Source organism: Ensifer sp. EB106-03-01-XG145, from assembly GCF_058792075.1.
This window is the reverse complement of record NZ_JBYTEC010000009.1, coordinates 131,645-157,386: the sequence shown is the minus strand read 5'-3', so window position 1 is coordinate 157,386 and position 25,742 is coordinate 131,645. Positions and strand designations below refer to the sequence as shown.

Sequence of the window (25,742 nt, the reverse complement as noted above, 5' to 3'; positions counted from 1 at the left end):
CATGACGGATCAGTCTCTTCAGCGTCGCCTTGCCGCCATCGTCGTTGCCGATGTGGTGGGATATTCACGCCTGATGGAGGCTGATGAAGTCGCAACGCTGGCGAACCTCAGGGAACTCCGTTCTGGCGTTATCGAGCCGGCTGTGATGCGCCACAACGGTCGAATCTTCAAGCTCATGGGCGACGGATTCTTAATCGAATTCGTTAGCGCGGTGGACGCGGTCACAGCAGCGTTGGAAATGCAACGAGCCACCACTGCTGTTGAGGCTTCCGGAGACCGGCGCCTGCTTTTGCGTGTAGGCGTCAATCTGGGAGATGTCATTGACGACGGTTCAGACGTCCTCGGCGACGGCGTCAATGTCGCGGCGCGCCTCGAGACGCAGGCCGCACCGGGAGGTATCTGCATTTCAGCCAAAGTTCACCGCGAGATCGTCGGCAAGATCGGCGAGCGGTTCTTTGATGCAGGCGAACGCTACCTAAAGAACCTGACTCGCCCGGTCCACGTGTGGCATTGGCCGGATGCGCTGCAGAGCATATTGCCGCTGCCCGAATGTCCCTCGATCGCTGTATTGCCGTTCACGAATATGAGTGGGGATGAAGCGGACGCGCCTTTCGTCGACGGCTTGACCGAAGACCTGATAACCGACCTTTCCCGTACGGCTGGCCTGTTCGTCATCGCGCGCAATTCCGTGTACGGCTACAGGGGCAAGCCGGTCGACGTACGGCTGGTCGCCCAGGAGCTCGGCGTCCGCTACGTCCTCGAGGGGAGCGCCAGACGCGCAATGGGCCGTGTCCGCATCAATGCCCAATTGATCGACGCGCTTTGCGGCCAGCACTTGTGGGCCGAACGGTTTGACAGGACGGTGGAAGATGTTTTCGAATTACAGGATGAAGTTAACGCGAAGATTGTTGAAGCCCTCGTCGGCCGGCTGAGCATCCCGACGCAGCGCAATCGGCCGAAGAACTTTGAGGCGTACGATCTGTGTGTGCGCGCCCGCCTCCTGACGGAAGAGTCGCCGCAAACTGAGCGTGAGGCCTATATGCTGCTCCAACGCGCGGTTGAGCTCGAGCCATCATATGCCGAGGCGCTCGGTCTGCTCGCCTATAACCGTTGGCTTGCCTGGACTCATTTCGGCGAGCCCGAAGATCCTAACCGTCGGATGGCGGCGACGTTCGCGCAGAAGGCGGTCGACCTAGATCCCAACGATGCCGGCTGCCGTTACGTTCTGGGGACCATTTTGGCTTATGAGCGGCGATGGGAGGAATCGGAGGCCGCCTTCGCCAAGGCCCTGGAGCTGGACCCCAACCACGCCGACACCTGGGCCGCCATGTCGGACATGTCCGTGCTGGACGGCAGGGTTGCCGACGGACTGGCGCAGATCGAAAAAGCTCTGCGGCTCAATCCCTATCCAACCTGCTGGTATCTTTGTCATCTTGGGCAGGCGCAATACGCCGCGCGTGACTATGAGGCGGCAACCGCTACACTCCGCAGGAAAGACACGTATCGTACCAACTCACGCAAATTCCTGGCTGCTTCGCTTGCGCAGTTGGGCCACCGTGAGGAGGCGCGGCGAGAAGCAGAATTGTTCCTGATCACCCACCCTCATTTCACGATCGGCCATTGGCTCAGCTCCCAGCCGCTGCGCGATGCATCTGTACGAGACCACTTTGTCGACGGCTTCCGAAAGGCTGGCCTGCCGGAGATGTGACAGCGGGTGGGGGCAATCCCGACGCGTTCGAGGACTTGATCAACGGATCCGCACTGCGCGAGAACGGCGGTCTTCTGGATCGCAGTGCCGAGCTTCTTCAGACGCTCCACAATACGCGTCAACCAGCCCGAGTCTCGCATGACTTTTCCGCTGGACCGCCTTGCATCATGGTGGCGATGAGCCCGTAGCCCAGAATGAAGACAGGGTGCTTTGCGAAACATTTAAGCAGCTTCGCCGAGACATGAAGGCGACGGCGCTTATATCCGCTATCGGCGGCGCAAAGATGCCGTTACCTTGAAACTAGACAATGTCTGCTTTCCGGCAGTTGCAAGATCTGCTTCAACGGCCGAAATGGTGAAGGCGACGACAAGACAGGACAGGCTTTCGGACGGGCACAGCCATCAGCCCTCCGCAGCAAGGTCCCTTCGCCGGGACGATGGATGGGCTAGGCCGTTATGCGATCAGCAGCACGCGGTGACTGCGCCTCTAAACGATTGGCCAACCGGTCCTCAGCAGACACCATAGAGCAGCGGCAAAGCTCCGTCTGCGGACATATGTGGACGGCCCCCTCCTTGCAAGAACTCTGCGTTCATATGTCCGGCCTGTTGCGCTCGCACATGAACGCCGGCCAAGATGAGTTCCGCGACATGGATTCCAAACAGAAGGTCGACTTCAAAAGCCACTGTCCGCAACGGAGTGTCCCACGTCTCGGATCGATCGATCACACCATCTGCTCGTTTCTGCAAGTTCACGCATCAGATCAACGCGGTAGCTTCCAGCTTGCCATGGTTGCCTGATTTCTTAAGCCGCACTTGCCAACTTTGGCGGCTCAGCGTTTTTGGCGATAGGTTGCGCCGGTCACCATCATCTTTCGTTGCGCATTTCACGGATCGTGACGACCGCGCGTTCGAGCAGCCGGCGCTTTTCAAAGTTGGTCAGGTGTTCGACCAGGTTGGCCGCCCAGACGAGCTCAGAGTTGAAGGCAGTGGTGAGGGACATGACGGGCAGCGTACGTCGCTGTGGCGGGGCGTCAATATTCGCTAGGCAGCCCCTAGTGCCCCCGTGCCTTCCGAGGCGATCTCTACGTATCAGCCGATCGACCATAGGTAATTTACAATCTCCCGCCGGATTGAGTCTCGGTCGCCGTACTTCTCGCAGATGCGGTTGAGCTCTTCGCTCACGGCCTCCTGCTCCTCGTCGTCGCAAATCACGTACATGTTGTGCCCCACAGCGTTGATGTGGCACCCAGCCTCGATCACGTCTGCCACGAATGCAGGAATTTCTTCTTCGTTCATAAGGTGCAACAGGGCCGCATTGCTCATGCTGAGGTTCCTTCTGCTTTCGGACCGCTAGTAAGGTTTGGGGCAAGGACAACGACGGAGAAGTCAGCCAAAATTGCAAGAGAGCAAAGGTGCTCGTCAGCGATCTGGATCAATGCGACGGCGACCTCATCGTCGGACCAGCCCGCCGCCGTACAGTAAGCGGCGAACGCGCCGAACGCCTCTTTGAGAGCTTCTTGGCATTCATCACTGCTCTGCTCGTATCTAGCTTGGCGGGTGGGAGGGGCAATTTTCGGTAAGTTTACCTGCATCATAGTTTCCCCGAGCGGCCTCATTGTTCTTTTGAGCCCCAGCGGAGCCATCTATGTGACCGTGGCGCTGAGGCGGTAACGCCTTGGTTGAAAACAGAATATGCGGCGATTGGTTTCCACCGCAATTGACCTCAGACCATTGGCGGGCCACCTAAGACTTGAGCCCTACAGCGAACGGGTACTCCCCGGCAGCTTCCTACCTCAACTTAGCTATTTGTAATTTCAAAAAGGATTACCTACCGCGCCGGGCCGACCACGAGGTCGTAAATGAAGAGGTTCTCGTAGTTCCGAGCCTGATCCAGCCGCAGACTGACCCCAGAGCGCTACGTCGCTTGGGGCTGGGGCGCGCTCTGGGGTCACTAGCGCCAAAGGTGCGGTTGACGCTCAACTAGGAATGGCAGCGCCAATCGGATTCGGCAACGCAGATAGGACCTTTGCCGGAGCGCGTCAGACCTAGGTCGGGGTACTTCCGGTATTGCGACTGATTAGCGCTTCAGCTTACCGACCTTGATCGTATTGCCGTCGCTGTTCCGGCACTGCTTGCAGCGCACGCGTGGCGCCAGCGTTGCCGGCTTCCGATCGTCTCAGTCGGGTGGTTTTCTGCCTTCCGATCGGAACGTGCAGGCAGTGCCATCGTCTGGGACATTGCGCGTGTGGCGATCCGACCCCGTTGACGACCTTGGTCGTTGCAGACTTAACGTCATAAACGAGGTCGAAAACTGACCTTCAGGCGACTTCCCCTTGGACGCCACAGAACGGGTTTCGGGGGACGTACATGGTGTGGGCGACACGTTCCTCGATCGACTCTGACTGTCACCCCCTGAGGGCGCCACATCAGACGACACGAGCGGCCTCGTATTTCAACACGACAGATGAACGAATGGTCGCGCCCCGACAAAGCAACCAGGCGGCGAGGCGCGCGTCACGCAACTGTCACGCGCAAAGAACTTTAGAAACTGCTAAGAAGTAGAGAGCCATGACGGTGTTCGAGTACGAAGATGCGCCGATACCTCTTTCACATTCATCTTCTTGGGACGGTCAATCGCGACCACACCGGAGCGTTTCATGCTAGCGACAGCCAGGCGGTGGCGCGCGGGAGATCGGTTGCGGACGGGATCGCAGAAAACGACAGGCACCGGAGCGTGATCGTAACCGTTGAGAGGGCAGGTGGCCCTGTTTTGGCGCGCGTAACTGCGGCGAAGGCCATGCCCCCCTGGCAGTCTGCAAGCTCGAGGTTCGAACACGCTTGGCGGGAACTGACCGGCTTAGATACCAGCCAACGCCCAAGGGATTGCGCCCGCGCTTTCAGGGAGGAATGAAGGTTTGGACGATGAGCTGGTCCTGACAGACTAGCCGATCAGTGGAAATACTTGAGGTTGATGGTTGCGCTGAATTCGCCGTTCATGAGTCGCTTCAGGTGTAAGCCAGCGAGCGGGTCCTCAGGATTGCGACCGACCAGCGCAGCGAATGAAGCTACGACACGCGGCCCTGACCGGGCGTTCCTCTGAATAGAAGATGCCGGACGTGTGAAAGGAACACCGGTGCCCGGTCACTGCGGCTCGGAACCACGCGAACCATACCGCTCGAACTGGGCGGCAGTCATCAATAGGCATTCCGCCGACCTCATTGCGGTAGAATGTTCTGGTTCATGTGGAAGAGATTGTCTGGATCGTAGTCGCGCTTGACCTTCTGAAGCCTTGCGTAGGTTCCTGCACCGAACGCGTCGCGAACTAGGGTCTCACCCTCCCCAAATCCGGGAAAGTTCAGATACAGGCGACCGGTGGAATGGGGCTGCATATCCTCCCAAACGTCGCGAACCCACTCGATGTTGGTATCGTCGTCCGCCGGATCGGACCAGATTGCATCGAGACTGAGCATGAAAGGCATGGAACGGTCGCCAAAGGCGGTGGCATCGGCGGCAACACGTTGTACCGCGCGGCCAAACTTCCAGATCGAGGCAAAGGTCATCTCGGACGGGCGTTTCGCCAGATGCTTGGTGATCTCGCTGACAACACTGTCGCCGAGACCCGAGAGGTATGTCGATTTCCAGTAGCATCGGTCGCGGCCCGTGGGAAACAATCCGTCGTAGATGGACTGCAGCGCACGGTATGGCATGCGGCCGCTGAAATCGAGCAGCGGTTCACCAAAGCTGCGCAACGGCCGCGTGACACGCTCGCCCTCTTCAGCCGGACCATCATAGACTGTGGCGAGCGCCAGCACACGCTTGCCCCATGTGTCTTCCGGATACGCCGGGTCCCTGGGTATGGTGGAAAATTCGGCGAGACCGCTGACTTCGTCCGGTGCTGAGGCCAGGTAGTCACGCCATTGCTGAAGGATGTCGTTGGCACGCTCTTCGGGATAGGCCGGAGCGCAGAACATCAGCTCTTCCACGATCGGATGTAGCCGAAATTCGAAGTTCACGACGATGCCGAAGTTTCCACCGCCTCCCTTCAGTGCCCACAGCAGGTCGTAGTTTTCCATCTCGCTCGCATGGATCAGGTCACCGCCGGCAGTAACCACATCGGCGGCAATGAGATTGTCGCAGCTAAGACCGTGCCTACCCCGCAACCAGCCAATGCCGCCCGACAAAGTGAGTCCGGCGACACCCGTCGTCGAAATCAGTCCGCCGGGCGTGGCGCGTCCGAAAGGCGTCGTTGCGGCATCGACATCGCCCCAGGTGGCCCCGCCTTCGACATACGCCCGGTCAAGTCCAGACGTAATGCGGACGGCATTCATCGGAGACATGTCGATCATCAGCCCGCCATCGCAGACGGCATAGCCGGCGACATTGTGTCCGCCGCTGCGAACGGCAATGGCGAGCCCATGGGTGCGAGCGTGCTTCACCGACGCGACGACGTCGGCGGCGTTGCGGCATCTGGCGATCAGCGCCGGCCGCCTGTCGATCATCCCGTTCCACACCACCCGCGCAGCGTCGTAGGCGGCGCTTCCCGGAGCGAGCAGTTCGCCGCGCAGTTCATAGCGGAGTGCTTCATCCGTCATGTCGAGACCTCCTCTTGCCCCGTATCAGCCTAGTAGCGCCGGACGTTCGGGACTAAAGTCAAAAATGCTGAAAAGCGGTCGTTTCTGCCATGCTCGATCAAAGAAGCCGCATCAATGTAGCCATCCTCGCGGTGCCTGAGGTTACCGCCTCGGCGTTGTTCGGCATGTTTGACCTGTTTTCTTCACCCGGCCGGGACTGGTCCTACATCGTAACTGGTGAAGCAGGCGAGCAGCGCATGCGGCCCTACATCGTTGCTCGATCCCGTGAGGGTTTCGAAGCCGCGAATGGCATCCGGGTGAAGCCGGACCATGATTTCAACGGATGCCCGCGCCCTGATATCGTCTGCATTCCGGATTTCTTCGTCAATCCGGGCGAAAGCGTTACCGGACAGTATGAACCTGAAGCGAGATGGCTGAAGCGGTCGCACGAGGATGGCGCGATGTTGGCCAGCGCCTGTTCAGGTGCGGTGTTGCTCGGCGAAGCCGGGCTGCTCGTTAATTGTGATGCCACCATTCACTGGGGCTACGTCGCGACGCTCACCAACAACTATCCGGGCGTACGGGTGAGAGTGGATCGGTCTCTCGTGCTGACGGGCGAAGCGCAGCGCATCGTCATGGCGGGGGGCGGATCGAGCTGGCAGGACCTCGCATTGTATCTGATCGCGCGGTTTGTCGGTCTGAAGGAAGCAATGGAAGTCGCCAAGGTCTACATGCTGCAATGGCATGACATGGGACAGCAGCCATTCGCGTCGCTCGTGGGCCTCCGGCAGACAAGCGATGTGGTGATCAACAGATGCCAGCGCTGGCTGGCGATGAACTACAAGGCTCACACTCCGGTCGCCGCGATGGTGGCACTTTCCGGCCTTCCCGAGCGCTCCTTCATCCGGCGCTTCACCAAGGCCGCAGGCATGACTCCCCTCGACTACGTGCATGCATTGCGTATCGAGGAAGCCAAGCAGATGCTGGAGACCACCGATCTGCCGATCGAGGCCGTCGCCAACGAAGTTGGCTACGAGGATGCGAGCTTCTTCGGCCGCCTGTTCCGCCGTGAGACCAGCCTGACACCTGGACACTATCGCCTACGATTTGGCTTCTTGCGCAGAACGCTGATGCACAAGAACCAGGACATGCGTCGAGGCTGATGGAACAGTAGCTTTGGGTCGAAGGGAGACGTTCTTCACGAGCCCTGTGCACGGCAGGTTGCGAAGATGTTCTCGTTTTGTGCTAGCAATCGCATAATGTATCGACTGGAATGTGTCGTACTGGGGCAAGGGGGCTGGCTATGCCGCTCTATCGATTTCTGGGATCAACGTTGGCGATCAAGAGTTAGGATTGCCCTATCCTGTGCGAGTGAAGGCAAGTGAATTCCTTGCCAAATTTTGCCAAGCAGGTTATCTTGATTTCATGAGCACAATGAACATTTCCCTTCCGGACTATCTGAAGAGCTTCGTCGATGAACAAGTCGCCGGACGGGGCTATGGCACAAGCAGCGAATACATTCGCGAGTTGATCCGCCGAGATCAAGACCGCCTGACGTTGCGCAGCTTGTTGCTTGACGGTGCTTCCTCCGCACAGACTGCCCCGGCCGATGCAGATTACTTCACCGGGTTGCGCGATCGGGCTCGTGGTCGGCAGAGCAAGTGAAAACCAAGCCGGTTATTCCACGTGAGCTGGCACGTACAGATGCCGAAGCGGCCGTCGACTTTTATGTAGGCGAGGCAGGAGCGGATGTCGCCTTAGGATTCGTCGACGCTCTTCAAGCGGCTTACGATTTGATAGCGAGGCATCCAGAATCTGGATCCTTGCGGTATTCATACGAATTGGGATTGCCTGACTTGAGGAACGTCTGTCTGAAGAGATATCCCTATCTCGTTTTCTATCGCGTGCAGGTTGACCACGTCGACGTTTGGCGCGTGCTTCATGCCAAGCGGGATATCCCGCAATGGATGCAGAGACCGGATAGCCACTGATCTTTCGAAGACTCATCGTTGGAAGTTGTCGGTGGCTAAGGTTCGACTCCCATCAAGGCGAGGGAGGCATCCGCTAGGCGGCATGTTGCCGGCTTCCGGCCGTCTCAGTCGGGCGGACTTCGCGTTACTGCCCCTTGATCTGAACGCCCAGGAAGCGTCAGGAGCGGATACTTGGCCAGCGTGACCCCAGCGTCTCAATTGGGGCCGGGGAACGAACCCGCTGCGCGGGAGGGCGCCTGCGGTTGAGGTAGAGATCAAGAACTGGTCGTTGCGCCTGCGTTGAGCGGAGTTCTGTAGGGACAGAGCATCACAGACTTCTTCAACAAAGGAGCCTGACCATGCCCCATCCCACTCTCGATGCCCCTATCAGCCCGATGCGCCAACGGCTGATCGACGACATGAACATGCGGCGTTTCTCACGGGAGACGCAACGCAACTATCTCCGCGATATCGGACGCCTGGCGACTTTCCTTGGGCGTCACCAGACACAGCGACCACCGACGACCTGCGCCGGTTCCAGATCGAGCAGCAGGAGGATGGCGTTCCGATCTCGACCATGAACAGCATCGTGTCGGCGCTGCGCTTTTTCTTCACCCACACCCTCGATCGCCCGGACCTGGCGCGCAGGCTGGTCCGGCTGGCGCATCCGCGCAAGCTGCCGGTGGTGCTCAGCCGCGACGAGGTGGCCCGGCTGCTCAACGCCACCACCTGCCTCAAGCACCAGGCCGCACTGTCGGTCGCTTATGGTGCAGGTTTGCGCGTTGCCGAGGTGTCGATGTTGAAGGTCGCCGACGTCGACAGCGAGCGCATGCTGCTCAGGGTGGAACGCGGCAAGGGCGGGCGATACCGGAACGCCATGCTATCGGACGACCTGCTTTTGTTGCTGCGCCAATGGTGGAAGGGAGGGCGTGATGCACCGCGACGGCTGGCTGTTCCCGGGACAGCACGCGATGAAGCCGATCAGCACGCGGCAGCTCTATCGGATCGTCGTTGAGGCGGCCCAGGCCGCCGACATCGCCAAGCGGGTCGGACCGCACACGCTGCGGCACAGCTTCGCCACCCATCTTTTGGAGGACGGCACCGACATCCGGATCATCCAGGTCCTGCTCGGGCACGCCAAGCTCAACAACACCGCCTTCTACACCAAGGTTGCAACCCGCACGGTGCGCACGGTCACGAGCCCGCTCGACAAGCTCGGGCTGTTCAAGGGAGAAGTATCCCCCGACGGCTGAGCCGTGCACGCCGCGGTCGAGATCGCCGACATCTTCCGTGCCGCCGGGCCCGCGTACCGGGCCACCCATTCCAGGCGCCTGAGCCTCACCCAGCTCAAGGTCATGTCGGCGATCGAGCATTGCCGCACCGCGGCCCTCGGCGGTCATGTCGAGGCCTGCAAGGACTGCGGCCAATTGCGGGTCGCCTACAACTCCTGCCGCAACCGGCACTGTCCCAAGTGCCAGGGCGCGGCGGCGCGGACTTGGCTGGCCGAGCGCGAGACCGACCTGCTGCCGGTCGGCTACTTCCATGTCGTGTTCACGCTGCCCGCCGAAGTCGCCGGCATCGCGTTACACAACAAGGCGCTGGTCTACGACCTGCTGTTCAAGGCGGCATCGGATACGATGCTGACCATCGCCGCCGATCCGCAGCATCTCGGCGCGCGCATCGGCATCACCGCCGTGCTCCACACCTGGGGATCGGCGATGACGCACCATCCGCACGTGCACATGATCGTGCCGGGCGGCGGAATCGCGCCGGACGGGAAGCGCTGGATCTGGTCGCGTCGGGCCTTCCTTCTTCCGGTCCGGGTACTGGGGAAGCTGTTCCGCCGGCTGTTCCTCACCCGGCTGATCGCCCTAAAGACGCCGGCCGGCTCGCCTTCTTCGGATCCATGGCGCACCTGGCCGACCGACGCGCCTTCCTGCACCATCTGAAGCCTGTTCGGAGCAAGCGCTGGGTCGTCTATGCCAAGGCTCCCTTCGCCGGTCCGGAAGCGGTGCTAGCCTACCTGTCCCGCTACACCCACCGGGTGGCGATCTCGAACCGTCGTCTTGTCCGGTTCGACGAGAGCGGCGTCACCTTCCGCTACAAGGACTATCGTCGCGACGGCGCCAATCGCCAGCAGGTCATGACGCTCGCCACCGACGAGTTCATCCGCCGCTTCCTGCTTCATGTCCTGCCGCGTGGCTTCCATCGCATCCGCCACTACGGGCTGCTCGCCGGCTCCGCCCGCAAGGCCAGTCTCGCACTGGCTCGCGAACTGTTGAACGTCGCCGCACCGTCGGCTGACGACGGCCCGGAAGAACCGGACGAGTTCCGCCCCCCCATGCTCCTGCTGTGGCGGCCGCATGATCGTGCTCGAGGTGTTCGGACGATGGAGGCAGCCGCGCGGGCCGCCGGACGCGACGACGACGAACCGGGAGACCGTTCCATGACCCGGCATGGCATGGTCCAGCCTTCGGCCGGAGGCACCCCGCCTTCGGCAACGGATCCGCACGCCTCCATGGTGACCCTCGACGCTGACAGGGTCGCGTCCGACCGCCCACCAGGCCGACAACACCGCGCGGAGGCGCAACGAAGCGGTCCCGCCGGATCCATCCCGGTGCCTCCCGAAAGCGGTCACGCTATCATCGACATCAGCCGAAAACGGAAATCCCCATAGCCATCGCCTGTGGCCCGCGGGTTCCTTCCTCGGGGACTTTCGTACGCCTGCCGGCGCCCGAAACTCTTCACGACAGCGGAACGGCCGCTTCCTAGATGGTAGTGCTGAAAGCCGACCTTTGTATTCAGCGTAGTGGCCGACCGCAGGGACGACGAACGGAGCGACGGCCCTTACTTCACCGTGATGGCAAGTCCGCTGAGATCGGCGTTGACTTGCAGGCCTACCTGCTTGCCTGACAGCTCGAGTTGGGCGCCCTTTGTGCCCTCGCCTCCAGAACCACCTACAAAGAAGGCAGCCTTGTAGACTGAGAAGCTGATCGTACCGCTGTCGGCATGCGCGGTGCCGGCAAAGCTGATTCCTACTGCAGCGATAACCGCAGCCGCGACTGAACGAAATCTGGACGAAATTTTCATGATGCGAGTCTCCTCAAAATCGAGACTTATCCAGCCAGGAGGGCACGTCAGCGTCATGCCAAAGTCCCATCTGAAACAGTCTCGCCCGTCATTAGTTCCAAGCACGCGGCCAGAATCCGGCTGCGAGACGGTCGCCACGAAACGAGGCGGATGGCAAACATACTCGCGGTGGCAGGGCCGGTGGCAGCCAACACTCGGCTGACTCGGGATTGCCTGCACGTGGGGCATACGCTTCACCGGATAATCCGGGCCAGAGGCGAATCGGACTTCGCCGGAAATCAGTACCCACCGCCCTGATTGCGAAGCTGTCTTCGCCCGGCGGACCTAGTTTTGCGTGAAATCGTGGCTGACGCGATCTGGCACGGTCCTTGCTACCTCTGTTTCGGCGCAGCTCGTGGCTGCCTAATGGAGTGGTGGCATGAGCAATAGGCTTCTCACCTACAATCCTGAGACCGAGGGCGCAGAAGGCGGCCTTCTCATAATGGGCGCGCCGACGCGAGCGGCGCAGCCTCAGCCATCGACCGAACTCGAGGAGCTCGAACTCGGCAGCGCCTTTCTCGAGGCCACGAGCACCAGCGAACTCGCCAGCGTCGTGAACCGGATTCTTCGCCATGGCGCATTGCTCGCCGGCAAGCCTATCGCCTCGCAGGTCGTGCAGCATCTTGGAGCGCGCCTCAACCGAGCCGGTCAATCCGTCAGGACTTTGCTGGCGCCGCCTGCGGGTCGATCCGACACCGCCCCTTCCGAGGCGATGGAGCGCATCACCGGCGCCGAGTTGGAAGGTCTGAGCGACGAGGACAAAGAATTCGAAACCGCGCGAGCGTTCGTGCGCTTCGCCATGGAGGCCGGGCGCCTCGCCGCCAGGGCGCCCTCGACCCAGCCGCCGGCTGCGGTTGCTACTGCCGCGGCGAGGGTCGCGGCGCGTCGCCACGCGCCGGGATTGGACTTCGTCCAGCTTGTGCCGGGGTTCCGCGCGCGCCGCGCCATAAGACGTCAGAGCTTTGCTTGAAACCCAACCCAGGAGAGCGTCATGCATGACATCGACCGTACCCAACTGGAATTCCAGGAAGCCGCCCCATTCCAGAACGAGGAGTTCGAATTCCAGGAATTCGAATGGGGCTCCGGCCAGTCGGAGCTCAGCGAGAACGAGGAAATCCAGCTCGCCCACGAGCTTCTGGCCGTCAACAACGAGCAGGAACTCGAGCAATTCCTTGGCGACTTCATCAAGAAAGCCGTCAGCGTCGTCGGCCAGGCGGCGAAGTCGCCCATCGGCCAGGCGATCGGCGGCGTGTTGAAGGGCGTTGCCAAGAAGGCCCTGCCCATGGCCGGCCAGGCTTTGGGTGGTTACATCGGCGGCCCGTTGGGTGCCAAGATCGGCACCGGCCTTGCGAATGCGGCCGGCAAGGCGATCGGCCTCGAGCTCGAATTCGGCGAAAACGAGGAGTTGGAGTTCACCGGCGCCCGCCAGTTCGTGCGCCTCGCCTCAGACACTGCCAGGCAAGCGACCAACGCGGCTGCCGCCGGCACGGATCCGCGCACTGCGGCCCAGCAGGCCGTGGTGGCGGCCGCCCGCAAGCATGCCCCGGGGCTCCTTGGCCCTGCGGGCGGAACGGCTTTGACGGCCAGGGCCGGCGGCATGCTCGGCCAACGTGCTGCCTCGGGCCGCTGGGTCAGGCAGGGCAACAGGATCGTCGTATACGGAGCCTGAGCCGCCATGGCGATCGACCCATTCACATTTCGCATGCTCGAAGAGGAGGCGCGCGGCCTTCGGACGCGGCTTGACCGCGTCAAGCCGTTCGCCTTGCTCGAGCCGATGGTGCCGGCCGCCAATCTGTTTCCAAACGCGCAGTCGGCGATCGAGAGGGCCCTCATCGACGGGCGAAGGGAGCTAAGGCGCCTGATGGCAAGCTTCCTTGCCTGGCTGCACCGAGCAAGGGCCGCGGCGACGCCGGCCGATGCGCAACGACGCCTCTCGATCCTGCGCCTCAGGTTCCACCAGGTGCTCAACGAGTTCGACATGTACAGTGACGTCATCACACAACGCAGCGAGCACGACAACGGGCCCTGGCTCTCAGGTCTCGACTCGGTCGCGGCCGATGCGCTCACTCTTCAGGGCCAATTCTACGAGCTGCCGCCGGTCGTGTGTCACCTGGAGCGCGGGCCTGGCGCCGCTATCCGCCGGGCGCGCACGCGGCTGCCCGGCGGCCGCACAAGTCCCGTCGCGGTCATCCGTGTCCCGCGCGAGCGAATGGTCGGCAGCGGCATCGCCTCTTCGCTCATTCACGAGACGGGGCATCAGGCGGCTGCGCTGATCGAGCTTGTTCCCTCGTTGCGCGCCATGCTGAAACCGCTCAAGGAGCAGGCCAGCCCCGACAAGGATCTGTGGGCGATCTGGGATCGATGGATCTCCGAAATCGTCGCGGATTTCTTCTCGGTGGCTCGTGTCGGCATCACCTCGACGATCGGCCTGATCGGCGTCGTCAGCCTGCCGCGCGCCTTCGTATTTCGCGTCGATGTCAACGATCCGCATCCCACGCCCTGGCTGCGCGTGAAACTCAGCGCTGCGATCGGTCAGGCGCTCTACCCGCATCCGCAATGGGCCCGCATCGCGGCCCTGTGGGAAGAGCTCTATCCGCGCGAAGGGCTCGACCTCGAGCGCCGTACCCTGTTCGAACGCCTCGAGCACCATATGCCGCAGTTCGTGGCGCGGCTCGTCGAGCATCGTCCGGTAAGGCTGCGCGGACTGACGCTGCCCGACGTGCTGGAGGTCCAAACCCGCGCGCCCATGCAACTTGCGCTGATGTTCCAATCATGGTCGCGAGCGCCGGCGGGCATGTACCGGGCGCGGCCGACGGTCGTTTTCGCAGTGCTGGGCCAGGCCCGCGCCGACGGCAAGCTCTCTCCGGAAGACGAGAGCATGCTGATCGGCAAGCTGCTGACCTTCTGGGCGCTCAAGACGACGCTCGACACAAGTTACGCATGCGCCCTCACGGGCGAGACCCTGCGCGGCGGAACTTTCCCCGCCGCTATGCGATCCCCGAACCCCAGTCTGACCATCCAAGGAGGATGAGATGAGCCCGAGCACCGTTTCCGACAAAGTTCGCATCACCGTCCATGTCAGGGGCCTGCTGAGCAACGGCCTTCGCGTGTGCCTGACCGGCGTGGAGGTCGCCATCATCGATGACCGGACAATCGTCACTCAGATCAAGAAAGGCAAAGATGTAATTGGGTACATCATAGAAAATTGGGACATCATCCATCACGAGACGACAAAGGCGGATGGCAATGCCAGGTTCGAGATCCCGAGGCCCGGCGACATGGAAGAGGACTATGCTGTCGTAGCCCGCTTCCATAACGACGAAATAAAGGAGCAGAAGCCCTTCCTGCTCAACCAGGACGGCGAGACGAGCATTGCGCTTAAGTTGAATCTCACCGACAAGTTCAAGATCTATGTGACCTCGCCCGACCAGACTTCACCCGTGGAGGTTGGCGCTCGGTTGCCGACGCTTCCCGTGGGAAAGAGCGCCACGTTCAAGTTCCGCTGGCCCAAGGGCGAAGCGAACGTGCATGCACACCTTCGTGCTTCGCTGGGCCGCATTGCGCCGACTGCCCAAGATATCGAAGACGGTGGCATGTTCGACAGCGAGTTCGTCCTGACGGCCGACCGCCAAGGCGAGGTCCACATGGTCGGTGGTTTCGGGAACGTGCCTCACCAGGGTTTCGACTTCGTCAATGATGCGACCTCGTCCGGCGTTTTTGCACCGCCGGAGCCCTCGGCCGTTGCCGGCCCCGTCACCGTCACCTTGCAGCGCACCAGCTCCTTCGCGACCACTGACCTGTCGATCTGGCCGAAGATCCGCCGCAACACGGACGCGCTTCTGTTCAAGAACTACTTCGATTTCATGGACTGGGTGTTCTGCGGCGATCCGATCGGAGCCGGCAATCCGATCGACAAAGGCCGAACGAAGGACGCGCTGTCGCGGACCACAAAGCGGCGGGCGCTCCCCTTCACGGACACTGACGCCTACCGCAACATCAAGGTGGCGACCGAAGCGTTCGTGATGGCGAATTGCGGTTTTCTCGGCGATCCGAGTAGCTACACGCAGGACGATGGCGATTTCATCACCGGCCGCGTCGTTGTGCCCACGAACATCGGCGATTTGGCGACCTGGCTCGGTCGCTACCTGGAATTCGACTTCCAGGCACAGGCCGGGCTGCTTCCTTATCTTGCCCTCATTCGGCGCAAGATGATCGACGAGCCGATCAAGCAGACGGACATAGGCGATGTCGACCTCGAGCTCGACCCCGACCAATTCAAGGAGCAAGTGAGCAATTGCTACGGCATCCTGCGGTCCAGGCTGGTTGAGCCGTGCTTGCTCGAGCTCATCTGGTCGTACTGGCAGGAAGAGGGAATGCTGGTCCAGGCCATGAATTCGATTACGCGCCGCTTCCAGAACATCCGCGGGCCGCTGCAGAATGATCCCCTCGCCAATATGGAGGTCGATCCGCTGCGGCCGCTCAATAACCTGCTGTGGGGCTATATCCAGGACGAGCAGCATCGCCTGAGCGTCGTGCGGCGCAACTACGAATATGACCATCACTACGGGCTGAGGCTGTCGGGCAAGGCGGTCAACAATATGCGCCCTGCCGATAGCCGGTCGAAATTCCTGGAGGCGTTCCACACGCTGCTCTCCGTCGTCTCGCGCTTCTACCGGCTCGACGACGATACGACCGTGAAGGCCGATGCCTTCCCGGTGCTTAATGCATTGAAGGAGGCGCACCTTATCCTGTCGCAGGGCGCACACAACCAGTTCGGCGACCTGCCTTCGACAGCGCGCATCGAGATGCTCATGCAGCAATGGATCCTCGCCCGTCCCGAGTTCCGCGAGTTCCTGCCGACGCGCATCATGGTCGCCTATCCCGAACCCTGGATGGATCGTGTCGACGCCATGAAGAAGCTGCAGGGATGGTCGGACACCAGCAGCCTGCACTTCCGCAACCTCGCTATCTTCGGCGAGCAGGTGCTGCTGTCGGTCCGTTTCGGCAACTGGGCGGACGTCAACGATCCTTATCAGGCGCTGAACTGGGCACGCTACTGGCGTTCCGAGATCCAGGGCTACCTGCATGCTTATCGTTCGGCGACCGCCGTCGATCTCTCGCTCGACGTGTCGGCCGCGCGGATCGACGCCACCATGCCCTCGGTGCATCTCGTCAGGCGCCTAGACGAACAGCGGCGCCTGGTCTGACCGCGAGGGAGTGTGTGCCATGCTGGACTTCACGTCCGCACTCTATCTCGGGTTTGACCATCCGAGCGCATCGCTTGCCCCGTGGCAGGCGTTGACGCTCGGCCGGCCCGCCGCCCTCGATGAGCCCCCGGGAGCGCGCCCGCTGGCGCGGGACCTGGCACTGCTCATGGGCGAGGCGGCAGGGCTGCTCTATCCTTCGACGTTGCACCTGTTCCGCGATCTGTTCCAGGCTGCCGTGTCGAAGGAGAGCCTTCTCCTTTTCGACGCTTCATCCTATCCGATCGCACGCTGGAGCGCCGAGCGCGTCCAGCTCGATGAGGTGCCGGTGGAAACCTACCGGCACCATGATACGGTCAGCTTGGAGCGGCGGCTGCGAAAAGCGCGCCGCGCCGGGCAGCGTCCGGTCATCGTCACGGATGGGCTTTGCCCATCCTGCGGCCAGGTGGCGCCTCTGCCCGCTCTATCGCGCCTGGCGGCCGACATGGGAGGGCGCCTCGTGATCGACGACACGCAGGCGCTCGGCATGCTTGGCCGCAACCCGTCGCCGGCCCAGCCGCTTGGCCTCGGCGGTGGCGGCTCGCTCGCCTGGCATGGCCTGTCCTGTGCCAACATTGCGACGGGTGCGTCGCTCGCCAAGGCGTTCGGCGCGCCGCTGGCCGTGCTGTGCGGCACCCAGGACTTCGTCGCGCGCGCCGCGCGTGACGGGGAAACCCGTGTTCACACCAGCCCGCCGTCGGTCGCGGACATTGCCGCGGCAAGGGGCGCGCTCGCGGCAAACTGCAGCGCCGGCGACACATTGCGGGCGCGCCTGGTGCGGCTTGTCGAGCAGCTTCGCGCCGGCGTGAGGCGGATAGGTTTGCAGGTCAGGAGCCTGCTGCCGGTTCCGATGCAAACCATCGCCATGCCTTCCATCGACGCGGCGCGAGCCGCGCTGGAGTCTCTTGCCGGCATGGGCGTGCGCGCGCTGGCGACCCGTTCATGCGGCGAGGGCAAGCCGAACCTTTCGTTCTTGGTCACTGCGCGTCATGCGCCGGCCGACATCGGCCGCCTGCTGGCCGCGCTGGAGCGCATCGCGGACGGCATTTCGGCCGCGTGAGACAGGAGGCGTCATGAGCACGATCCCGACCATCGACCCGTTCCCGACGGAACTAGAATTCGAGCGCTCGTTCAGGCCGGCTCGTGGCGCAGCAACAGGACCGAGGAGTGGACAGCCGTCACGCCCGCCGCGCTCCTCCCAGCCGCCATACACTCCCGCCTGGCGCAGGCGGCGATTTGGCGGCCCGCGCTCCTCGACGATTGGCGCTGCATACGACGAGCCGGATCCGTACCCACGGCAGCGCACGCTGGACGGCGAGCCGGCGCGTCCGGGCAGCTCCGAATACGTCCGTTGGGTGCAGGACACGCTCAACACCGCTCTCGGGACCACACTGGCCGTCGACGGCGTCATGACCAACTCCTTGCGCCAATGGATACGCGTCTTCCAGCGGCGCTGCCGCCTGCCGGTCAGCGGCTTCATCGGGCCGGACACCGAAACCGCGTTGCGCCGGGTCCGGAGCGACCGCGAGCAGCGCGAGTTCGAATTCGAATGGGAGCTGTCGGGCGCGGCGCTGACGGCGGAAAACGCGCTCGCGGTAACCAATGCAAAGCCCGTCGAGCTCGTGCTGAAGTCGCTGGGAAAGCAAAAGATCCCCGGCCTTTACCGCTTCCACACGTCCACCGGCAAGTTCTACACCGGCAAGGCCGTCGATCTGCGTCGTCGCCTGGTCCAGCACATGTGGTGCCTGTCGCATTTCGGGAAGACCGCAAGAGGCATGAAGCTCGCGCTCCACCTCATGAAGGACGCCACGGAAGCGCAGGTCCGTGCGCTCGAAAAGAAGATCAACGAGCATCACAAGAACGATAACAACCGCCTCAACAGGGTCACCGAGCTGGAGGTGCTCGCGCTCAACGAAATCTGAACGCGCAATCATCATGTCACTCTAACAACGGGAGGCTAGTATGCATCCGATGTACTGCAATTGCCCAAGCTGCCGCGCCGCGGCAGGGGAATTTGAACTATATGGAGCTTTCGAAGCCGGCGAACTCCTCTCCGAGAACGAAGAGTTCGAGCTGGCCATGGAGCTGCTCTCCGCCCAGAACGAACAGGAGCTTGAGCAATTCCTTGGCGGCCTCTTCAAGAAAGTTGGCGCCGGTCTGAAGTCGGTCGGCAAGTTCGTCGGCAAGAACGTGCTGCCCGTGGTCGGCCCAGCGCTGAAGTCGCTTGCCAAGGCCGCGCTGCCGATCGCCGGCGGCGCGCTCGGCTCGCTGATCCCCATTCCCGGGGTCGGAACGATGATCGGCCGGGGGCTGGGCCAGGCTGTGGCCAGCGCGCTCGAATTGGAAACCGCGGGGATGAGCCCGGATCAGGCCGACATCGAGAAGGCCCGCCGCTTTATCAGGATTGCAGCAACCGCGATCGCCGACGCCTCGGCCGCGCTCGGAACCTCGCCGGTGGTGCCCGGTTCTGCACCTGCCGAGCAGATCGCGCGCACCGTGGTGGCCAACGCAACGCGCCGTCATGTACCTGGCGTGAATGCCACCGTGCTGCGGCAGGTCGCGTCCGGAGCCCGCACTTCGGAACCCTCGAAAGCGCTGGCCGCATCGGGAGGGGCTGCGGCGATCGCAGGAAGGGCTGCGGGCGGCAGATGGTGGCGCCGCGGCAACGCCGTGGTCATCGAAGGCGTGTAAAACATCCTGTCCGCCACGGCCGGACTCGTCCCCACTCTGTCGGGACGAGTCCGGCCGTGGCGGACAGGATCCGGTAATCGCATTGAGGCTGTCTGGCCATGATCATCGACTGCCATTGTCACGCCGGAAAGGGCGACGGGCTCACGCAGCCTGCCGACACGTCCGCTCCGCTTGGCCGGTATCTCGCGCGCGCACGCGAGGCCAACATCGACCGCACCATCATCTTCGCGGCATTTTCCGACGGCTACCGTCTGGCCAATCGGGAAGTGGCGCGCATCGTTGCCGGCAACCCCGATCGCCTTTTCGGCTTCGCCTTTGTCCACCCGGTCGTCGACAAGGGCCGCGTCGAGATGATGATCCGCGAGGCGGTAGTGTCGCTGGGCCTCGTCGGCATCAAGGTCCATCGTCACGACGGGCGCATAACCCGCGAAATCTGCGAAGCTGCGCGCCGCTATCGGCTGCCGGTCCTTTATGACGTCATGGGCGAGGTTTCGGTCGCCGAAATCCTTGCCCATGAATATCCGGACGTGCCGTTCATCATTCCGCATCTTGGCAGTTTCGCCGACGACTGGAAGGCGCAGAGCGCACTCATTGACCATCTGGTCCGGCACAGGAACATCTTCACCGACACTGCCGGCGTGCGCCGTTTCGACATTCTCGAAGAGGCGGTCAAGCGCGCCGGCGCCAGGAAAATACTGTTTGGGTCGGACGGGCCCTGGCTGCATCCCGGCGTCGAGATCGCCAAGATCGAGGCGCTTGGCCTCAACCCCGAGGATCGCGCAGCGGTCCTCGGCGGCAACGTGCTCAGGCTTGTCAGCAGGGTTCAGGGGTTTTCGGCCGTCGCGTGACGTGCGCCGCCTCCGGCCGCCTGGTCATGACTGGCGCGGCGCAACTGCAGCGCGCGATCGGTGATTCCGAGGCGGCGCGCGGCGCGCTGGAGGTTGCCGCGCTCCTGTTCGAGCGACAGGTTGATGGCAGCGTTGGAAACGGCGCGGCCGATTTCCTTCAGGCCAATGCCGTGGTCAAAGGCGTGCTGGATCGCCAGCAGGAATCCGGGCTCGCCGAATGGTTCGGGCGGTCGGCCGCCCACCGGCCGATCGTCGAGCGGAAGCGCCCCGATCGTGATCGGCCCCTTGCCGACATGGCGTGAATGAAGACGCATCACCAGCCGTCTAAGATCGCGCACATTACCTGGATAGTCGCGGCTGACGAGATAGTCGGCCAGGGCCGGTTCGATTTCGGGCGCTGCGGCGTTGCCGCTGGCAGCTGTCAGGAAATGCCGCGCCAGCGGGAGGATGTCGGCGCGCCGCTCACGCAGCGGCGGCGGGTTGATCACCCAGTCGGCGATCCGGTAGTACAGGTCGCCGCGAAAACCGCCTTCAGCCACGAGCTTCTCCAGGTCGCGGTTGCTGGCGCAGATCAGGCGGAACTCGGTGCGGTTCCATACATTACCTCCGACCCGCTTGTAGGTACGCTCCTGGATCACGCGCAGCAGTTGCGCCTGCAGTTGCAGCGGCAGTTCGCCGATCTCGTCGAGGAAGAGTGAGCCGCCGTTGGCGAGTGCGAAGGCGCCGTCACGCTCCGTGATAGCCCCGGTGAAGGCGCCGCGTTCGTGCCCGAACAGCTCGCTTCCCGACAGCTCCGGAGACAATGTCGTGCAGTCGACGACGACCAGTTCCGGCTTGCCTGCCCACTTGCTAAGCTTGTGTATGGCTCTGGCGATCTGCTCCTTCCCAGTGCCGGTCTCGCCGATCAGGAGCACGTTGCCCAAGGAGTATGCGGCCGCCTCGACCAGTTTTCGCTTCAGCGATTTCCAGCACGGCGAAACACCGACGAGGCCGTGCTGAAGCGCGTCGCTCTCCACCAGCCGTGCGATCTCGATCCAGCGCGTGAGGCGCGCCGCGATTTCCTCGGGCAGCGCACGTTCGTCACTCCAGTCGAGCACGTCCATGGCGCCGGCGTTGAGAAGCTCCCACCGCGGATCTGCCGCGCCGGTTGAACCCGGGATCAGGACAACGATGAGCTGGAAGCGTTGTGAGAGCTCTTCGATATACGCGATGAGCGCGGCATCGACGTCCGAGATGAAAGCGATGCAGTACTCGGCGTCGCCGTCGCGTTCCGCAAGCGCGTCCTGAAAGCCGAGCTCGGACAGCCGGCCTCGCACGACATCGACGGTTGCCCCCGTGCCTGCGAAACACACAAAACGGACCGGGTTCCCCATCGCGGGCCGCTCCACATCAAGGGGCGATGGTTAAATCCGTAAAACCTACCGCGTCGAGGCGCGTTCGATCACTTGCTTGGGGCAAGTGCCGCCTTCCCAGGCCCGGCCCATGCGCAAAAAAGAGATGGCGCACATCATTTGACGGAATCTCAACATCATCGTTGCCGACTCGACTATCACGATTACGCTGCGCTGACACTGGGCAACCTCTAGGCTGCCATTACGAAGATGCGAACCACAAGAATGACAGTTCTTACCCGGCGCGTGGGCCAAACTTCGAGCTAGGCAGAGTATCTCGCATCATTGATGAATTCAATCACACCTGGGTCTTCCTCAATTTGTGTGGTTCATTCGCCGTTAACGATAATGCCGCTATGGGGCGGGCATGCGAACCAAAACGAAATGGGCACCCGGACCAGGGTCAAAGTTCTGGGCGTCGCGCTCACCGATTATGAGTGCTGAGTTGTCTCCGCTGCAGGACCAGCTTATGGCGTTTGTCCCGATTGCGGACGGGTGTCACGGTGAAGCTTCGGCTGAGCCGCTGGCGATGCGCATATCAAAAGTGCGAACGACAAACCTTCATCTGCCGACGGCTTCGATCTCGGTGTGGCTGCTGCCGAAGCACAGGCCGCGATGGCGTTGAACTATGGCCGACTCGTGCTGAACAGTGCGAAATTCGGGACCGTCAGAAACAACGTCGTTGCCTATGTCCACGTCACGGCTCCGCAGCGCCGCTTTACTCCACGTGGACGGGAAAGGTTGACATAATCCTGCCGGCGATAAAATTGTGAGAAAAGTATTGTCAGGCGCTTGACGACGCCACGGTGCGCCTGGCTCGGAGCACGGTGAGGGCTCAGGTGCGTTTTCCCCGATGTTGCCCGAAAGTTCTCGTTCTGTGCGTTTGGGATCGCATTGGGGCCGCGAACGATGTCGCCTCAGGACAAGCGCGCTTCTTGAAATGGTAGGCCACAGCGTCCCTTTTAAAGGGTGCTTGGCGGCCTCGAAGCATTGCGCCTCCTCACTCTGAGGCGCAGTTGGGTCAAGGTTTAGAATCTAGCCAACTCGGGTGAAAGCGTACGGCGACGCAGCACCTCACAAGGCATTGGAAAATGCCGTCTCAAAGCCTTCCTTGCGAACTCAAGCCTGAACGGTAGAGATGAATCCTCGGGAATCTGGATCTCGTTGAAAGGCACCCCGCCGGTCCGCTTGTTCGCCCACTAATTTGTAATTTAAAACCAAAAAAGCTTGACATTTCAAGGTTTGATGTAGTTATAAAGATAACAACAAATTTCAGGATTTCGATCATGTTGGCCATTGTCGCTGATGATTTGACGGGAGCGCTCGATGCCGCCGCGCCGTTTGCGGCGCGGGGCATGCATGTCGAGGTCGCTTTGGTGAGCGGGGCAATTGACGATGCCCTCCGGCAAAAGCCCGACGTTATTTCGATCAATCTCGGCTCGCGCGAGCTGGCTGCGGAAGTGGCAAAGCGGTCGGCATCCGAAGCGCTCGCCGCATTGCCTTCCGGAACGCGCCTCTTCAAGAAGGTCGACTCGCGCCTGAAGGGCCATATCGCCGTCGAACTCGACGGCATGCCTTTTCGTTCTGCTTTGGTCGCCCCGGCCATTCCGGCATTTGGCCGATATGTGGCAGGTGGGTGCGTTCGTGGTTTTGGGGTGGACGAGCCGATTTCCGTTCATGAACGGCTCGGTCGGCATGCGGATCTGTCCACGATCCCGGATATGTCCACCGCGGCCGAGATGCGCGCCTCGCTTGAGGATGCTGAGCGGAATGGCGTCGACCTGTTGATAGGGGCGCGTGGCCTGGCTGAAGCGCTTGCCGAACGCATGACTGGCGAAGCGGCCGCGCAGGCCGCCGAGATCTCTGCCGGTCCGACCTTGTTCGTCATCGGATCCCGTGACCCCATCACCCTTGCCCAGATCGACGTTCTGCGCCGCTCGATAGTGACGCGCTATCTGGCAGCACCCAATGGGCGGCTTACGGACCCGAAAGACGAGGGCTGCGCGATCACTCTCGTCCAGGCCGTCCCTGGTGAAGGGGAGGTCTCATCTGAAGAGGTTTCCGAGGCGCTTGCCGATAGCGTCTGTCCGAACCTCGCGCTGTCGGCTGGCACAATGCTTCTTTCTGGCGGCGCCACGGCGGAGGCGGTTTTGAGAAAGATGGAAGTCCAGCGTTTCCGCATGCTCGGCGAATGCCTCCCGGGCCTGGGCTTGGCGGAGGTCGATGGACGTTGCATCATCGCCAAATCCGGTGGATTCGGTTCGCCGGACACACTGAAGCAGATCGCGGAGGCGATCCTCCGCAAGATGGGATCATAAATGGGACTGGAGACCGGTACAGCACGCAAGAGCCTTGGTGATCTCGTCTTTGAGCGCATGCATCGTGCGATCAAATCCGGCGCCTACAAACCGGACGAGCGCTTGCCGACCGAGCACGATCTGGCCAGCGAGTTCGAGGTGTCCCGTCCGATCATTCGCGAAGCTCTGCGCCGGCTGCGCGAACAGGGGTTCATCTACTCGCGCCGCGGCGCAGGCAGCTTCGTGCGCGCCGTCGGCATGCGCGAGCCGCTTGGCTTTGGGCAGTTGGAGAACGTTGCTGATCTTCTCAACTGCTACGAGTTCCGCTTGACCGTCGAGCCGGCGGCGGCGGCCGCTGCAGCGGAGCGCCATGACGCCGGCTCCCTGGCCGCCATTCGTCAAGCGCTTGAGCTGATGCGGGACGCAACCAACCGTCAATCTCACCGAGAAGATGCGGACTTCCAGTTCCATCTTGCCATCGCGCGCGCGGCTCATAACAGCTATTTTTTCACGGCCATGGAAGCGCTCAAGGACCACATCGCCGTCGGCATGCGGTTTCATGGTGCTTCGGTCAAGCGCGAGACAGCGGGTCTAACGCGGGTCTTTGCAGAACACGAGGCTATCGCCGAGGCCATCACCGCACGTGAAGCCGATAAGGCGAGGCAGCTCATGCATGATCATCTTGTGGGTTCGCGAGAGCGCCTGTTTCAAGCGACCAAATAGCCTTCAAAGAAACCCCGGCGAGTGCCGGGGTTTCTTTGAAGCGCGCGGTTGGTCAGAAGGCGGCCCTATAGACTGCCAGCACATCCTCAACGCTCATGTCGATCGGATTGTTGTCCATGAGACGGCGGTTGGCATGGGCCTCGCTCGCATAGAGCGGTAGGTCGTCCGGTTTTGCACCGTGAGCGGCAAGAGACATTTCGATGCCGAGATTGCGGCAGAAGCCGCAGGCGGCGTCGAGAAGCTCGCGGGCTGCAAGGCTTTCGCCAAGGCCTAAGGCCTGCGCGACTTCCGCGGTCTTGTTCACTGCAACCGGCTGGTTGAAGGCGAGCACGTAGGGAAAGATGATGGCGTTGGCCAGCCCGTGCGGCAGGCGAAGCCTTGTGCCGAGCGGGTAGGCGATGGCATGGCCGGCGGCCGTGTTGACCGGGCCAAGGCAGATGCCGCCATAATAGGAAGCAAGCATCATTCCTTCGCGCGCTTCGGTATCGGTGCCATCCTGGACTGCGCGCGCCAGATACTTGCCGACGAGCCTGAAGCCCATTCGCGCAAAGCCATCGATCATCGGATGGGCGCGGCGATTGGTGAAGGCCTCGACGCAATGGGCCATGGCGTCGACACCGGTAGCGGCGGTGACCGCCGGCGGTACGGAATAGGTGAGTTCCGGATCGAGAACGGCAACATCGGCGATCATGTGCGGGCTTTCGACCGCGATCTTGTTGCCTTTTTCGGGATCGGTGATCAGCGAGCGGATCCCAGCTTCCGAGCCCGTGCCGGCCGTGGTGGCGACCTGCACGAGGCGCGTGCTGCGGCCGGCTACCCTGTTCGGCCCGGCGACATCGGCAAGCGTCTGCTCTGAGTTCCAAAGCACGGCAACCAGCTTGGCGACATCGAGAACCGAGCCGCCACCCAGGCCGACGATCAGATCCGGCTTCTGCTGGCGCGCAACCTCCAGGGCGGCGTTCAACGTCGCGATATCGGGTTCGCCGGGAATGGCGTCAAACACCACGATGCGACCCTTAAGCTTCAGTCGATCGACGAAACCGGCGGTGATCGGTGTTGCAACGACGAGGATCGAGGTGGCGTCGGTCGCCCAACTGCCGACCTCCGATATCGTGCCGGCGCCGACGATGAGGCGGCGGGGCTGGTGAAGGGTGATGGGAGCAGTGGTCATG

General features: G+C 62.2%; 21 protein-coding genes and 3 pseudogenes. 17 read left to right on the top strand and 7 right to left on the bottom strand.

All coding sequences use genetic code 11. The features are described 5' to 3' along the window. Position 1: 1 nt before the first annotated feature. Positions 2–1,708, top strand: a complete 1,707-nt coding sequence (locus tag AC3WWH_RS21365; protein ID WP_058323533.1) for an adenylate/guanylate cyclase domain-containing protein — start codon at positions 2–4, stop codon at positions 1,706–1,708. An 864-nt stretch (positions 1,709–2,572) separates the two neighbouring features. On the opposite strand, the gene AC3WWH_RS21360 is transcribed toward AC3WWH_RS21365, so the two are convergent. From AC3WWH_RS21360 to AC3WWH_RS21345, 4 genes are all read right to left on the bottom strand, one after another. Then, positions 2,573–2,707, bottom strand: coding sequence for a hypothetical protein (locus AC3WWH_RS21360; protein ID WP_280938346.1), 135 nt, complete (start codon positions 2,705–2,707; stop codon positions 2,573–2,575). Positions 2,708–2,796: 89 nt separating this feature from the next. Next, positions 2,797–3,030, bottom strand: a complete 234-nt coding sequence (locus AC3WWH_RS21355; protein WP_058323535.1) for a Y4lK-related protein — start codon at positions 3,028–3,030, stop codon at positions 2,797–2,799. After that, positions 3,027–3,302 (bottom strand): hypothetical protein, encoded by a 276-nt coding sequence (locus AC3WWH_RS21350; RefSeq protein WP_197417409.1) that lies wholly within the window; start codon positions 3,300–3,302, stop codon positions 3,027–3,029. Before AC3WWH_RS21350 ends, AC3WWH_RS21355 begins: the two co-directional genes overlap by 4 nt. Positions 3,303–4,922: 1,620 nt before the next feature. Next, positions 4,923–6,299: an FAD-binding oxidoreductase gene (locus AC3WWH_RS21345; protein ID WP_058321098.1), complete on the bottom strand. Its 1,377-nt coding sequence runs from the start codon at positions 6,297–6,299 to the stop codon at positions 4,923–4,925. Positions 6,300–6,388: 89 nt separating this feature from the next. Between AC3WWH_RS21345 and AC3WWH_RS21340 the strand changes: the two genes are divergently transcribed. The 5 genes and pseudogenes from AC3WWH_RS21340 (at position 6,389) to AC3WWH_RS21320 (ending at position 10,698) form a co-directional block, all read left to right on the top strand. Beyond that, on the top strand, positions 6,389–7,441 hold the full coding sequence (locus AC3WWH_RS21340) for a GlxA family transcriptional regulator (protein WP_058321099.1): 1,053 nt from the start codon (positions 6,389–6,391) through the stop codon (positions 7,439–7,441). Positions 7,442–7,703: 262 nt separating this feature from the next. After that, positions 7,704–7,943 carry a type II toxin-antitoxin system ParD family antitoxin gene (locus AC3WWH_RS21335; protein WP_058321101.1) on the top strand — a complete coding sequence of 80 codons (240 nt, stop codon included), beginning with the start codon at positions 7,704–7,706 and terminating at the stop codon, positions 7,941–7,943. Then, complete coding sequence (locus AC3WWH_RS21330) at positions 7,940–8,269, top strand: type II toxin-antitoxin system RelE/ParE family toxin (RefSeq protein ID WP_058321100.1); 330 nt, start codon at positions 7,940–7,942, stop codon at positions 8,267–8,269. The genes AC3WWH_RS21335 and AC3WWH_RS21330 overlap by 4 nt, the downstream gene beginning before the upstream one ends. A 338-nt stretch (positions 8,270–8,607) precedes the next feature. Further along, positions 8,608–9,501 (top strand): annotated as a pseudogene (locus AC3WWH_RS21325) (site-specific integrase). 3 nt (positions 9,502–9,504) lie between these two features. Continuing rightward, positions 9,505–10,698 (top strand): annotated as a pseudogene (locus tag AC3WWH_RS21320) (IS91 family transposase). Between the two features lie 397 nt (positions 10,699–11,095). Here the strand turns inward: AC3WWH_RS21320 and AC3WWH_RS21315 are convergent. Next, positions 11,096–11,338: a hypothetical protein gene (locus AC3WWH_RS21315; protein WP_058322990.1), complete on the bottom strand. Its 243-nt coding sequence runs from the start codon at positions 11,336–11,338 to the stop codon at positions 11,096–11,098. Positions 11,339–11,756: 418 nt separating this feature from the next. Here AC3WWH_RS21315 and AC3WWH_RS21310 point away from each other — a divergent pair, with 418 nt between their 5' ends. From AC3WWH_RS21310 to AC3WWH_RS21275, 8 genes are all read left to right on the top strand, one after another. After that, positions 11,757–12,347, top strand: coding sequence for a hypothetical protein (locus AC3WWH_RS21310; RefSeq protein ID WP_058322991.1), 591 nt, complete (start codon positions 11,757–11,759; stop codon positions 12,345–12,347). Between the two features lie 21 nt (positions 12,348–12,368). Next, positions 12,369–13,046 (top strand): hypothetical protein, encoded by a 678-nt coding sequence (locus AC3WWH_RS21305; protein ID WP_058322992.1) that lies wholly within the window; start codon positions 12,369–12,371, stop codon positions 13,044–13,046. 6 nt (positions 13,047–13,052) lie between these two features. Next, positions 13,053–14,408 carry a hypothetical protein gene (locus AC3WWH_RS21300; protein ID WP_492377254.1) on the top strand — a complete coding sequence of 452 codons (1,356 nt, stop codon included), beginning with the start codon at positions 13,053–13,055 and terminating at the stop codon, positions 14,406–14,408. A 1-nt stretch (position 14,409) separates the two neighbouring features. Beyond that, positions 14,410–16,584 carry a hypothetical protein gene (locus AC3WWH_RS21295; protein ID WP_492377253.1) on the top strand — a complete coding sequence of 725 codons (2,175 nt, stop codon included), beginning with the start codon at positions 14,410–14,412 and terminating at the stop codon, positions 16,582–16,584. 19 nt (positions 16,585–16,603) lie between these two features. Continuing rightward, on the top strand, positions 16,604–17,680 hold the full coding sequence (locus tag AC3WWH_RS21290; RefSeq protein WP_058322994.1) for an aminotransferase class I/II-fold pyridoxal phosphate-dependent enzyme: 1,077 nt from the start codon (positions 16,604–16,606) through the stop codon (positions 17,678–17,680). Between the two features lie 13 nt (positions 17,681–17,693). Beyond that, the gene (locus tag AC3WWH_RS21285) at positions 17,694–18,542 is read left to right on the top strand and encodes a peptidoglycan-binding protein (protein ID WP_492377252.1); all 849 of its coding nucleotides are present in this window, start codon (positions 17,694–17,696) and stop codon (positions 18,540–18,542) included. 157 nt (positions 18,543–18,699) lie between these two features. Then, entirely contained in the window at positions 18,700–19,311 is a 612-nt protein-coding gene (locus AC3WWH_RS21280) for a hypothetical protein (RefSeq protein ID WP_492377251.1), read from the top strand. Positions 19,312–19,409: 98 nt separating this feature from the next. Continuing rightward, positions 19,410–20,159 carry an amidohydrolase family protein gene (locus tag AC3WWH_RS21275; protein WP_058322997.1) on the top strand — a complete coding sequence of 250 codons (750 nt, stop codon included), beginning with the start codon at positions 19,410–19,412 and terminating at the stop codon, positions 20,157–20,159. On the opposite strand, the gene AC3WWH_RS21270 is transcribed toward AC3WWH_RS21275, so the two are convergent. Continuing rightward, positions 20,135–21,475, bottom strand: a complete 1,341-nt coding sequence (locus tag AC3WWH_RS21270; RefSeq protein WP_492377250.1) for a sigma-54-dependent transcriptional regulator — start codon at positions 21,473–21,475, stop codon at positions 20,135–20,137. The two genes, AC3WWH_RS21275 and AC3WWH_RS21270, sit on opposite strands and share 25 nt — an antisense overlap. 442 nt (positions 21,476–21,917) lie before the next feature. On the opposite strand from AC3WWH_RS21270, the pseudogene AC3WWH_RS21265 reads away from it, so the two are divergent. The 3 genes and pseudogenes from AC3WWH_RS21265 to AC3WWH_RS21255 all read left to right on the top strand — a co-directional run. Further along, positions 21,918–22,122: pseudogene (locus AC3WWH_RS21265) on the top strand (ISL3 family transposase); the annotation flags it as partial. A 714-nt stretch (positions 22,123–22,836) separates the two neighbouring features. Then, a complete protein-coding gene (locus AC3WWH_RS21260; protein WP_492377249.1) occupies positions 22,837–23,868 on the top strand; it encodes a four-carbon acid sugar kinase family protein in 1,032 nt (343 codons plus the stop codon). Further along, entirely contained in the window at positions 23,869–24,570 is a 702-nt protein-coding gene (locus tag AC3WWH_RS21255) for a FadR/GntR family transcriptional regulator (protein WP_058323000.1), read from the top strand. A gap of 52 nt (positions 24,571–24,622) precedes the next feature. Here AC3WWH_RS21255 and AC3WWH_RS21250 read toward each other — a convergent pair whose 3' ends face one another. Further along, entirely contained in the window at positions 24,623–25,741 is a 1,119-nt protein-coding gene (locus AC3WWH_RS21250; protein WP_058323001.1) for an iron-containing alcohol dehydrogenase, read from the bottom strand. Position 25,742 lies beyond the last annotated feature (1 nt).

What these genes read in the sequence shown, in the direction of transcription:
- AC3WWH_RS21365 (WP_058323533.1), top strand. Translation starts at nt 2, where the DNA reads ATGACGGATCAGTCTCTTCAGCGTCGCCTTGCCGCCATCGTCGTTGCC.
- AC3WWH_RS21360 (WP_280938346.1), bottom strand. Translation starts at nt 2,707, where the DNA reads ATGTCCCTCACCACTGCCTTCAACTCTGAGCTCGTCTGGGCGGCCAAC.
- AC3WWH_RS21355 (WP_058323535.1), bottom strand. Translation starts at nt 3,030, where the DNA reads ATGAGCAATGCGGCCCTGTTGCACCTTATGAACGAAGAAGAAATTCCT.
- AC3WWH_RS21350 (WP_197417409.1), bottom strand. Translation starts at nt 3,302, where the DNA reads ATGATGCAGGTAAACTTACCGAAAATTGCCCCTCCCACCCGCCAAGCT.
- AC3WWH_RS21345 (WP_058321098.1), bottom strand. Translation starts at nt 6,299, where the DNA reads ATGACGGATGAAGCACTCCGCTATGAACTGCGCGGCGAACTGCTCGCT.
- AC3WWH_RS21340 (WP_058321099.1), top strand. Translation starts at nt 6,389, where the DNA reads ATGCTCGATCAAAGAAGCCGCATCAATGTAGCCATCCTCGCGGTGCCT.
- AC3WWH_RS21335 (WP_058321101.1), top strand. Translation starts at nt 7,704, where the DNA reads ATGAGCACAATGAACATTTCCCTTCCGGACTATCTGAAGAGCTTCGTC.
- AC3WWH_RS21315 (WP_058322990.1), bottom strand. Translation starts at nt 11,338, where the DNA reads ATGAAAATTTCGTCCAGATTTCGTTCAGTCGCGGCTGCGGTTATCGCT.
- AC3WWH_RS21310 (WP_058322991.1), top strand. Translation starts at nt 11,757, where the DNA reads ATGAGCAATAGGCTTCTCACCTACAATCCTGAGACCGAGGGCGCAGAA.
- AC3WWH_RS21305 (WP_058322992.1), top strand. Translation starts at nt 12,369, where the DNA reads ATGCATGACATCGACCGTACCCAACTGGAATTCCAGGAAGCCGCCCCA.
- AC3WWH_RS21300 (WP_492377254.1), top strand. Translation starts at nt 13,053, where the DNA reads ATGGCGATCGACCCATTCACATTTCGCATGCTCGAAGAGGAGGCGCGC.
- AC3WWH_RS21295 (WP_492377253.1), top strand. Translation starts at nt 14,410, where the DNA reads ATGAGCCCGAGCACCGTTTCCGACAAAGTTCGCATCACCGTCCATGTC.
- AC3WWH_RS21290 (WP_058322994.1), top strand. Translation starts at nt 16,604, where the DNA reads ATGCTGGACTTCACGTCCGCACTCTATCTCGGGTTTGACCATCCGAGC.
- AC3WWH_RS21285 (WP_492377252.1), top strand. Translation starts at nt 17,694, where the DNA reads ATGAGCACGATCCCGACCATCGACCCGTTCCCGACGGAACTAGAATTC.
- AC3WWH_RS21280 (WP_492377251.1), top strand. Translation starts at nt 18,700, where the DNA reads ATGGAGCTGCTCTCCGCCCAGAACGAACAGGAGCTTGAGCAATTCCTT.
- AC3WWH_RS21275 (WP_058322997.1), top strand. Translation starts at nt 19,410, where the DNA reads ATGATCATCGACTGCCATTGTCACGCCGGAAAGGGCGACGGGCTCACG.
- AC3WWH_RS21260 (WP_492377249.1), top strand. Translation starts at nt 22,837, where the DNA reads ATGTTGGCCATTGTCGCTGATGATTTGACGGGAGCGCTCGATGCCGCC.
- AC3WWH_RS21255 (WP_058323000.1), top strand. Translation starts at nt 23,869, where the DNA reads ATGGGACTGGAGACCGGTACAGCACGCAAGAGCCTTGGTGATCTCGTC.
- AC3WWH_RS21250 (WP_058323001.1), bottom strand. Translation starts at nt 25,741, where the DNA reads ATGACCACTGCTCCCATCACCCTTCACCAGCCCCGCCGCCTCATCGTC.